Genomic DNA, 12,028 nt, shown 5'->3' on the forward strand with positions numbered 1-12,028 from the left:
TTAGCAATCCAAAGGCCTGTGCATATACGCGCAGGCCTTTCACCATTTTTGTGTAATACCTCTACTAAAGCAAACAACCTCCAATCCCACGAAATCGTGTTCAAGAAGGCCGTTCGTTTGAAACGATCTTGTCTAACTTGTATTACCCTTTGACTCCGCCTAACGTTGCCCCTTCGATAATTTTGCGCTGGAACAACATATAAACAACAATTGTTGGAATGATGGTGATGACCAGCCCTGCAAGCAGCGTAACCCAGTCCGCTTTGTATTCCATCATCGCATTCGCAGCGTACATATTAATACTTACCGTATACTTGTCGGGATCGCTCAGCAGAATGAACGGGCCGAGGAAATCATTGTATAGGGCGACGAATTTGAATATACCAATCGTGACTAGACCCGGCATGGCAAGCGGAACGATTATTTTCCTAACCACCTGGAAGAGCGTCGCACCGTCGATGAAGGCACTCTCCTCTACCTCCTTAGGCAAGGATCGCATAAAACCTCCTAGCAGCAGTAACTCAAAGGCGCCGAGCGGTAAACTGGCCAGCAAGACAAGTCCGTTCAAGCTATTCGTCAAATCCAGCGCTCTCATGATCGTGTATTGCGGCACCAGAATGTTGATGCCCGGTAGAAACAGCGACAGCATAATAAGACTCCAGACGAGGTTGCGCAGCTTCCATTCCATTCTCGTAAAGGCATACGCATTCACTACCGCCAATGTTAGACTAATGATCAGACTTAAGCCTACGTAATAGACAGTGTTCAGCAATGACTTGCCTACGCCGAGACTCGTCCATGCCTTGCTGTAGTTGGACCATTGAAGCGTGCTCGGCAGCGCCCATATGTCGGCAAAAAATTGTTGATTCGTTTTTAATGACTGATATACGATCCAAGCGATCGGAAGAAATACCGTTAATGCCCAGATCAGCAAGACGATGCGCCAAACGATCGAACCTATTCCTCTTGTCATGAGAACCCGCCCTTCAAAACTCTACGCTATCCTTCGAGAATATTTTATCGATGCCAACCTTGAGCAGCACCAGCAGGACGAAGATGAACATCCCGATCGTAGACGCATATCCATAGAAGTGCTGTCCTAAGTTCAGAGTGCCGAAGGCCAGATTAAACATGTACAACGAAATAACCTCCGTCGATCCGCCTGGACCGCCTTTTGTCATGATAAACATATATTCGAATCCCTTAATGACATTCAGCATTAAGAAAATCATTCCCACCCGTATGATGCCTGACATGAGAGGTAAAGTAATCTTCGTTAATCGTTGGAAATTCGTAATGCCATCCAGCGTAGCAGATTCGTAGATGTTCTTAGGTATGGCGCTCATCGCATTGATAAAAATAACGACATAGAAACCAACATAACACCATACATATAGCGGCACCATCGATGCAAGCGCAGTCCCTTGACTGCCTAGCCAGTTGTGATCGCCTCCTATGCCTATTGCTCGCAGCAGGCCGTTCAATAATCCAAAGGTCCCATCATAGATAAAGCTCCAAATGAGTGCGATAACGACAAGCGACAAAACATTCGGGAAAAAGAATAGCACCTTATAGAAACCATTTTCCTTATACTTGCGATTCACAAGCAAATCTGCCAGTACCAACGAAATGACTAACGTAATTGGAATCACCGTGACGACAAGAATCAAGTTGTTCTTAAGCGCATTCACGACAACAGGATCCTGGAACAACCGAATGTAATTATCGAGGCCAATAAATGTTTTCTCCCCGATCCCATTCCAATCCAGGAACGAATAATAAATGGAGAGCACATTAGGGTATAGCGTAAACAGCATGTAAGCCGCGAAAGGCGGAACGACTGCCAGAACTAAAAAAAGCGTTTTTTGAACCTGTTTATTCGCTAGGGCTGCTGTCTTCACATCGATCTCTCTCCTGTTCAAGTCGCCAATCAGACCGTTAACCCCATGATCAACGGTCTGACAAGCAAGATTAGTGCTGAATGACGACAACGCTTGTATTATTTGCCAGCAGCTTCAACGGCCTTTAGCAGAAGCTTCTCACCCTCTTCAAGAATCGGCAGCGGCTCCTTCTGACCTGTCAATATAAGCGCTGTATTATCTTGAACGTGCTTGTATGCCGCGACGTAATCCGGTGAGTTCAGAACGACCTTCCGACTTTTCAGTTCAAGGACAACATTGTTTTCAGACAGGTAAGTAGCAATCGACTTCTGGAGCGGCTTCATGTTGGCTGCTCTGGCCGGATCGTCCATAAAGTCAGATCTCAGCGGGAACGCTCCCCCCTTATCTACTAGAATCTGCTGTACTTCGTTAGTCATTAAGGATACAAGGAATTCCTTTGCCCATTGCTTCGACAGATCCGGCTTATTCGCCCAGATTTGGAACGCGTAGCTGAGACCATTGTTAATATGAATCGGCGTCTCCGGATTATTGGAGAACGGTACAGCCATATACCCCCACTCGAAGCCATCTGGGGCAGATTCCTTCATCTCGTTCTCGATCCAGTCGCCCGATGGAACCATTGCCGCTTTGCCCTGCAAGGCAAGCATCTGGGATTGCGTATGATTCATGCCTACGCTTTGTTTGCCGATATAACCTTTCTTGCCCATATCATACAAACGATTATATACTTCTACGCTTTCGGCCGAAGTAAACTCTGGTCCCGAATAATTCTCAAAGTGACTGCGGAATTCCTTGTTGCCATTGTCAATTGCTAATTCAAATACTTTCGTATCGAAGGAGAAGATCGAGTAGTTGTAAAGTCCGGAATATACAATCGGATCAATCCCTTTGCTCTTGATCGCTTCGCACAATGCAAGGAACTCATCGTACGTCTTCGGCGACTGGTTCCAGCCATTCTCTTTGAACAGCTTCTGATCGTAGAACATGCCGCCGACATAGTTGGCGATCGGGAACAGCCAGTTCTCTCCCTTGTAATACTGTTCAGGCACATTGTACCCCGGAACGATCAGCTCATTAAGCGTCTTGCCCCCGCCGTCGGAAGGCTGCATCTGGAAGAGGTCGGTAAGCGGCTCCAGCTTATTGGCGTCCACGAACTCCGTATAGGCCAGTCCGTATAGAATATCGAACATATCCTCATCATCCCCTGCTGCTGCTTTCGTTGTAATCAGCTCAGGAATTTTCGGAGAAGCCGTAATATCGAACGTGACGTTCGGATATTGCTCCGTGAATCGGGACACTGCATGGTCGAACCATTCTCTTCCGTAGCCGGCTTCGAGGAAACCGACCTTCAGCGTAACCTTCTCGTCTTTAGGCAATCCATTCTCATACACAGCTGGAGCCTCCGTTGCCGGTGGATTGCTAGAGGGAGAATTTGTGGCTTCCGCCCCTGGAGCATTGCCATTGTTGCCTGAACAAGCGGAGAGTAATGCGGCTGTTGTTAACAAAGCGACGAACATGGATGATTTTTTATTTTTTACTTTCATCTTTGTGACCCTCCTATGAAATTTTTTATTTCTAAAACAATTATACCTTGTATCGGAATAATCGTATTTGCAAGAGATATTGTTCTTCCTTATCCTGAACCGTGATAAAGCCTGCCAAGAACGCTATCTCTTGCAATGGTTTGCAATATATTGATGTAAGGTCAATATTTCAATGCATCACTCAAGATGTTGATTCGATTGCAGAACCTCTGCTAGATTCGCCAGAAACTGTGCTGCCTGACCTCTAGTCGCTCCCTCTTGCGGCTGGATACGATTCTTGTATCCTTGAATCAGTCCCATGCTGGATAACGAAGCAATGCTATCGATTGCATAAGGGGCTATCTTATCCGCATCAAGGAACATAGTTGTTTGCGCTGGCTCCGAATCTTGGCCAAGTTTGTTTGTTAATGCCAATGCACGATTCGTTATCGTGAACATCTCTTGACGCGTGATGACAGCGCGAGGCCTGAACGCTTGCTTATCATCGCCCTTGATGATACCCAGAGACTGTGCGAGCCCTACCTCCTTGGCATAATAATCGTTTTCCTGTACATCTATAAACGATTCCGTCGCATCGCCGCGAATGCCGAGCATACGCAACAACATGATGACATAGTCGGCTCGCGTCATGGCTGCATCAGGCTGGAACAAGCCATTCCCCTTGCCTTTGATAATCTCGCGCGCTGCCATCGCCTTCACAGCTGCTTCCGACCAGTGTCCGGAGAGATCGCTGAACGACTTCTCGTTATATTTCACTTCGTAAGTGCCAGCTCGACTCGTCCAGAAGCTGGCGACTCCATCAGCATATCCGCTTTGCGGAACAACGGATGTTGTGCCATTCTTATCCTTTCGTGTAACAACAACATACTCGGAGCGCTGACCTTCCTTAAGCGAATAAGGCAACTCACCTTTTACGGCATAATTGGCATCCCAGCTTTGGATGGGCTTGTCATTCGCCAGCAGCTCGAATTCCAAGCTTCCCTTCCGCAATTGAATCGTCAATAGATCGCCCGTTTCTCCCTGCAGTAATTGGAGCAGCTCCTTATCGATGGATAGGGTACCGAAGCTCGTCGAGATCGTCAGCTTCACCGGCTTATCCTCTTGCTCCATCCATGTCAGCAGGCTGGATAATTGCAATCGAAGGGTTGTCATATCCTTCAATCCGGTATAATCCAATACAATCTGATAGTCGCCGCTCGCATCTACTTGCGCCTTCGACATCAACTCCATCAAGGCCTTAGCCGTCAAGCTGACATGGTGTAGACCTTTATCCTGGACAGTGCCATTCTCTCCTGAGCCTGCTTGATCTATTGGATCTACCGGATCTACCGGATCTACCGGATCTATCGGATCTACCGGCACATCCTCCGTCGCTTGCACGTAATAGAAGTGATCAACATAGATGGATTCGATATTTGTTTTGTTATTGGCCGGCGAAACATAGACATAAGCCGCGTCCGTCGCAAGCTCAGCCTCCGTTGCCGTAAACTCGCCAATCTTCACATTCGTCCATAACATATTTTCCATACTGGCACCCGATATGGTAGTCGGCGCAACAATGATGCCGCCAGTACCGAACTTCATACCGACCTCGAAGGCATCCCCCTCTGGTTTCGGGAATGATGGACCGTTCTGCAGATCAGCGAGGAGCGCCGTCTTATAGTTGATCTTTACTCTGGCGAAGACATCATACGTTTCGTTAAGCTCAAGATCGGCTGCACTTACATAGCTATAGAAATCCATAGGACCATTGCTATCGCCTATCGTCTTCATTGCCGTTGTACCGTCCGTTGCTGTCAGGTCTGCATTGCCGCGCGTACTGCCGGCTCCCCAAACTCCGAACTGCTGATCCTGCAAAGTCTTCACCGTTTGAGCAGCTTGCTTCACCAAGCGGAACAGTTGACCGTCTCCCGCTTCGAAACCAAAGGACGATATGATATAGGCATCCTCCGTCGTCGTGAAGCTAACCGGTGATTCACTTCCATCTTCTTTGTTAATGACCTTAATAGCCGATAGATTCATGCCCAGCTTGTCTCTATCGATCGTGATTGTCACATCGCTGCTTGCCAAAGCATCATGATTCACGACGACGAGATATTTGTCCGTCGAGCTGACACTTTCATGCGTTGTAATATCTGCACTTGCATACCCCGGATCGTATGGCGTGACCGTAGCGCCGCCGCCACCGCCTGTCGTTGTGGCAATATTGGCTACTCGGCTCATATCCATAATGACAGGCTTCAGCACTTCCACTTCTTCCATCAACTTCTTGATATTGTAGTAATGCGGACGACGCGTATAATCGTAATCTACCATTCCACGCCATACCACAGTCGATTGATAGAGGAAGTAGGTGAAACCGCGCGCTCCTCTGCCAAGCGATTCATAGGTCATCGCCCTGAGCTCTGATGCAATCGGTTCTCTTGGCAAACCGCCCGTCTCGCCATGTGCCTGCAAGATCATCCAGATTGGCGCATCGTTCGTCAGATCCTTACGAACCTGCAGCGTAGATGCATCCAGACTCTCCTCGAACGTCGCATTCGGGTACGTGCCGATGTGCTTGAAGTTGCCTGGCGTTGCATAATGATTAACGGCAGGGTAGAGATCCAGGCTTATCGCTTGGGTTTGGTTAGACGGATAGAAGTACTCGGCATCCTCCGGCATCGTATAATCAATGACCGTGAATCTTGTAGGATCGATACTCTCTAGCATCTGTACCATGAGAGACAGATTGTCACGGAATCGTTCCGTGTTCACCACGTACAAGCTTCGCGGTTCATCGAAGAGCAAATACCCGGCTAATTGATCCGCATGCTCCTCCTTTAGCGCCAATGCAGTGCGTTCAGCCAAAGCATCATACATGGCTATCTCATCGTTGCTATATAAACCTTCCGTATTAAAGAAATTGCCATCCCAGAATTTGAATAGATCATGGCTATTGGGCAAGCCGATCAGCTCAATACCATACTCGGCCGCTTTCTCCAATGTAATGTCGTAGATATCCGGCTTCCCGTGCCAATTGGCCAAGTAAGCTGTGTCGAGACCTGCTTCGCTTATATCCTTGAAGGTACGATCCAGATAAGCTTCTGCATCCGCTTCAATGTACGGGATATTGCCGGCTTCGAACCAAACACCTTTAGGGAAATGATCCAGCGCAGGATTCACCGTTGCTTTCGTCAGCTCGACACCTGTGATAACCTCGACATTATGATACATAAAGACAAAGCCGTCCGATCGCTTCACTTCTATGGTGTACAAGCCGTTAGGGACGATGGCTCCTTGATCGTTGGTCCCATCCCATACGGTATTCGCATATGTCCAGTCCTCGCGATCGTCAACCAGCTTCTTCACCTGATTGCCGTTTGCTGAATAAACCGTGACATCTACCGTTTTCCCCGGCTGGTATAACCCATGCACACTATAATACACGGTGGCGAAATCATGAATACCATCCGCATTGCCTGGCGAAATCTTATACGGATACACATCATCATAATGATTGGCATCATAATGTGTTTCGGGCAGCACTCTAGTAAATGTTGCACTATCCACCCGGAAAGAAGGGAAGTTTGCGACATTCTCGGATGAGTAAATGTTAAGCTCATAATCATGCTCCGGGTTAATGGCAACCGGCATCACCAAAGCGCCGAAGTATTCGATTTTCATATTGAATGGCGAATTTGATGTACTCAACATCGTTTTGGGTCTAATCGTTTCGTTCGTCGTCAAATTATGCAACGAATATCCCATGACTTCTCCCGTTATATCATCCCAGTTGGTACCTGTCACACGATCAGGACTTACTAGCAGCATCAAATTATAATTGCCCGTAACAAGCTCAGATCCATCAATCGGAATCTGGATTGCAGGATCGTTGATATTAACACCTGCCACAGTCCCATTGGTTACCTTAACAGCAGAGTTGTCTGGCGTTAATCCGTCAGGACCGTTTACAGCGCTCGCAGCAAGAATAAATTGGTCATTCTGAATGACATGCGGAACAACATTCTTCAGCAGCACATGATCGAGCGATATCGACTCTACGCTGCTATTACCCATTCCTTGTACATAGAATTGCAGTTTATTCACACCATAATTAGGATGAATCGTACCCACCCTAACAAGCTGCCACTGTTCGTCCGTTGTTTCCGACAACGGTACAGATACTGGCGTAATCAGCTCGATCCGCTGAGTCGTATCATAGACCCCTACCTTAACAGCATCACCGTTGCTTCCGCCGCTTTGATTCACCTTTAATTTGAAATACACATCATATGGAGCTCCGTACTTCAACATCCCGAAATCCCATGCTTCATATACGATGTCCTTGCTCGTCGAATCGCCTCCGACACTCGCGGCAGACCCGTCGCTTGCGCTGTTGTCGACTACAATATTGGCGTCATTGAACAGATGCAAGCTGCTGTCTTCGATTGTATAGTCGCCTGTCACTTGAGCAGGACGAGCTATCACAAGGAAAGACGAGCTTGCAAGTTCGATTCCATCATGCTGGAAATGAAGAGCAAATGTTTGATCTTCGTTTTGATTCATAGCAGGTACATCAATGACGACGTTGGCTGTGTTCGCGGTCACTAAGAGACCGTCGACTCCGAATAATGCCGTTTGATCCACGCCTGCCTCATCCTTGATCACAACAGCAAGCTCCGCTCCATCCTCCAATTGTTCCGTACCCAGCGAGATCACGAGCTTCCCGCCCGAATAAGATACCGGACCGCCGATCGTATCCAATACGTGTATCGAAGGAGCTCCCAGCTTTACGAATTTGGTATGGTGCTCCGCAACGCCCTCCATATCCAGCGTTACCGAATATTCGCCAGCTGCAAGCGTTTCGGGAATGTCCAGCTCTATAGCTGCTTGATTATCCTGGATGGTATTGCCCGATGCTGCTATGCTTGAAGTGACGTCTGTACCCCATTCATCTTCTATCTGGATCGGGATTATTGTCCCATTGGCTACATTAGCCGAAGTAACCGGTATTCCCATGACTCCTCCGCCGGAAGGAATCGTCGCTGTGGTCGGTGTGCCCACTTGCACATATGCCGAACCGCTAACCGCGAATTGAATAGTCGTCGCGGGGATCGTCTCATAGCCGATTGCTACGGTATATAAGCCGGCAGTTGTTCCTGCGGGAACGGCTATACGAATTTCCGCCGCTCCTGCCGATACGGCAAGACCCGTTGTAGCAAAGGATTGGGATTCATCAGCCGCATTCATGACAACAACTTCTAATTGTTCCATATCTGCGATATGCTGCACGTTAACAGGAATGATGACCTCGCCGCCGATTACGGATGATACCGGATTAGCCTGGTCAGATAATGCTTCAATGACCGGCGTAGGCTCTATAACAAAGTTAAGATTGCGACTCGCATTGCCGTAGTTTAATTGCAAGGTATACGCCCCGCCTAACGTAAACGCAGGTATATGAATGCTTAACTCAACTGCTTGGTTCGTAACGACATTTTGGTTAACGACGATTCCCGATGATTGTGTGACATCCTCACCGAGGTGATTCAAGATGCTCGCATCCAGCTCTTCACCCTCGCCAATATTGAGCGTCGTGGCACTCGTGATAATTTCTCCGCCGTCGTAACTGACCGACGTATCTAGCGGCTCCTCAATCTGAATCAGCGGCTCAGTCGTAACCTCGAACCGAGTCCGGCCGGTCTCTGCATTGGCATATCGGACCTCCACCTCGTATTGGCCGCCGGTTGTCAGTGCAGGCACCGTTACTTTGATCCGCGAGTTGTTATTGTTTACGGCGTCAGCTTCTATGTTGAAGCTCTGTACCACGCCCGCACTATTCTTAACAACTACATCCAGTACTTCATGATCCTCTATATTAAGTGTCGTAACCGGGATCGTTACCGAGCCTCCCGCATGCGCAATTAGACTGTTTTGAGTTGCACCTGCTACATTGATAATGGGTGCTTCCTGATCCGCAACCTCCAGGTAATAAAATTTGTCGACGGAGATCGAAGCAATCTGATCCTGTACATAATTGGCGCTTTCCAGATATACACATTCCCAGCCCGTAAGCGAAGGATAATAAGCTCCGACTTGAATATCCATCCATACATCGTCTTGCAATTGATTCGCTGCAATATGAACGGAGGGAAGTGGATAATTGTTCGCCGTCATCGAGTAGACACCTACAGAGAATGCTGTTGCCGTCGAATTCGGCTGGATGAGATCGGCCTTCACTCTTGCATATAACACGTAAGCTTTGCCTGCGGCAAAAGGGGCAGGGGCAGTAGGAACAAAATTCATATCCTTGGTAAATACCCCTTGATTCATCCTGAGCTGGAAGTCCCATGTGTTCGTTTCTGCTAATTCTTTTGCAGCTGCGCTGCCATCGGATGCTGTCGCGTCGCTTACAATCAGAGTATTAGGCGTGTCATTCAAATAAAAGCTAGAATCCTGTGCCACATATTCGAAAGCATCCGCGTGAACCCGGCTACTGGCAGAGAGCATGAGATTCATATTGGACAGCAAAACCATAAAAGCTAATATTAAAATCATTTTCCTCTTAAACAACTCTAGCACCTCCATTATTGTGTTTCTCATTTACAAGTGTGCAGCGACATACTACAATAGGGCTACCATAAGCCATCTCTTCTAAGGAGAATTGTTATGCAGATAAGAACCTTCAAGTATGTGGACCACTATTCCCAATCCGATTACAAGACAGGCGGCATCCATCCTTCTTTCGAGATTTTATATTTGGCCGAAGGAAGCTATCAAATGCAATGGCTTGGTGAAAGCTATACGATTAAACCAAATTCGCTATTCTTTATTACACCGAACACCCCCCATGACGTCGTTATCCTTTCAAGCAAAGCAACATTCTGGTATATCGAGCTGACCGAAACGCATACCACCTCCTTATTCCCGAATCTAGAGAGCATCCTCGTCTGGAATCGACTTCAATGTGAATCTGATATATCTAGCCACATGCCTGCTGCCATGTCCCATACCATCAAAGGAATGAGTGAACTGCTGAAGCAGGATCTAGACAAGCTGACTTGCGGCACCGAACTGCTCCTGCTCGATATCTCGAAGCTGTTCCTGATCGTAGAAGAGATCCTGCAATCCTATAAACAGGGACAAAATTTCCAAGATATACTTAAAAAACCATTAAGCAACACGCCTACGCAGGATATTATTAAAACCTTGATGATCATTATGGAATCTACGTTTCGCGAAGAAATTACATTAGGCCAACTGGCAGAAATATCCCACTTCCAAAGCTCTTATCTTGTAAAAAAATTCAAAGAATACAGCGGCTTCACCCCTATTCGTTATCTCAATGAGCTGAGAATGCGCGCGGCCATCAACTATCTGACTACCACATCGATGAAGGTCAATCAGATTGCAGAAGAATGCGGGTATCCCAACATCCATCACTTTAGCAGCGCTTTCAAGAAGCATACCGGCAAGAACCCATCCGATTGGCGCACCCAATTCAGCAGCGCAAAATCGTAATTTGGACGTACTCACAACGTTCCTCACTGGATGGTTCTCATTATAGATAACCCCTGCACTATAGTATTTGCACGGTATAACGGTGTTTGCTGAAAGGTTCAAACCTATTAAAGCTCTAGAATCAAAGACTTTCATGAAACCGTTTGCAAAATATAGCGATAGCTCGTTGCATAATGAATATGGGAAAATAAAAAACGGGGTTCATGGTCTATGGAATGTACAAAAAAACCGTTCCTTTCGTAAATGGTTGGTCGTGCCTCCATTTACCAAGAAACGGTTTCTTTTTTTCGATCGTCTTATTGATCTATTGTCGGCTTGCCGTGTTGTTTGCGGTACTCTCCCGGCGCTGCTCCCACCAATCGCTGGAATGAGCGAATGAAGTTCTGGGCAAAGCGTTCTCTGGATCATCCCGCCAGCCTCATGCTCGCCCTTCAGTCGCCCGCGCGCGGCTTGCTCGCAGAGCAGTACAAATCCATTCATTATCGTTGATTAATCGAAGGTAATAGGTGGACACAGGGCGAGAATTTGTGTAAAAAAAATTCTCAAACGATTACCCCAAAGACAACCGATAAGCGCGTACGTTGATGCCGTCGTCGGCCGGCTGGAAATCATGCTCAGGAACGCGTATAAAACCTGTTCGTTCGTACAGGGAGATAGCCTCGAGCATAAACTCTCCCGTGTGCAGACCAATGGCAGCAAATCCTTCGGAACGTGCCCTGCGGAAGCATTCTTCGAGAAGCGCGGAGGCAATGCCCCGCCCCCGATTCGCGGGAGAGACGGCGAGCAGCCGAATTTCGGGAATGTTCTGTTTCTCGGTTAATCCGTCATAGGCATCGATATCTGGATGAAATAGCGCGACACTCCCCGCAATCTCTCCGTTATCTTCCACCGCGACGAGCAGCTTCACTTCCTCAAGGGCATCCGCATCGGTGGATATCGCTTGCTCCAGCGCAGCCCAATGACCTGCCGGTATCCGATTGGCATGCACGCGATAAGCTTCGATTCGCTGCTTCCGTATCCATTCACGCTCATTTTCCTCAGCCTCGCGTATTAGCATAAGTCTGACCTCCGATATTTGTT

6 protein-coding genes are annotated in these 12,028 nt (G+C 47.7%); 1 reads left to right on the forward strand and 5 read right to left on the reverse strand.

All coding sequences use genetic code 11. The features are described from left to right. Window positions 1–142 precede the first annotated feature (142 nt). The 4 genes from ACX1C1_RS02420 to ACX1C1_RS02435 form a co-directional block, all read right to left on the reverse strand. Window positions 143–973, reverse strand: a complete 831-nt coding sequence (locus ACX1C1_RS02420) for a carbohydrate ABC transporter permease (RefSeq protein WP_458955604.1) — start codon at window positions 971–973, stop codon at window positions 143–145. Window positions 974–986: 13 nt separating this feature from the next. Then, complete coding sequence (locus tag ACX1C1_RS02425; RefSeq protein WP_458955605.1) at window positions 987–1,901, reverse strand: carbohydrate ABC transporter permease; 915 nt, start codon at window positions 1,899–1,901, stop codon at window positions 987–989. Window positions 1,902–1,999: 98 nt separating this feature from the next. Next, window positions 2,000–3,445, reverse strand: coding sequence for an extracellular solute-binding protein (locus ACX1C1_RS02430; RefSeq protein WP_458955606.1), 1,446 nt, complete (start codon window positions 3,443–3,445; stop codon window positions 2,000–2,002). Window positions 3,446–3,622: 177 nt separating this feature from the next. Continuing rightward, complete coding sequence (locus ACX1C1_RS02435) at window positions 3,623–10,000, reverse strand: S-layer homology domain-containing protein (RefSeq protein WP_458955607.1); 6,378 nt, start codon at window positions 9,998–10,000, stop codon at window positions 3,623–3,625. 96 nt (window positions 10,001–10,096) lie between these two features. Between ACX1C1_RS02435 and ACX1C1_RS02440 the strand changes: the two genes are divergently transcribed. Continuing rightward, window positions 10,097–10,948 carry an AraC family transcriptional regulator gene (locus ACX1C1_RS02440; protein ID WP_458955608.1) on the forward strand — a complete coding sequence of 284 codons (852 nt, stop codon included), beginning with the start codon at window positions 10,097–10,099 and terminating at the stop codon, window positions 10,946–10,948. A gap of 550 nt (window positions 10,949–11,498) precedes the next feature. Here the strand turns inward: ACX1C1_RS02440 and ACX1C1_RS02445 are convergent. Further along, complete coding sequence (locus ACX1C1_RS02445) at window positions 11,499–12,005, reverse strand: GNAT family N-acetyltransferase (RefSeq protein WP_458955609.1); 507 nt, start codon at window positions 12,003–12,005, stop codon at window positions 11,499–11,501. Window positions 12,006–12,028: the final 23 nt, after the last annotated feature.

The sequence above is a fragment of the Paenibacillus sp. strain BS8-2 genome (assembly GCF_054483835.1).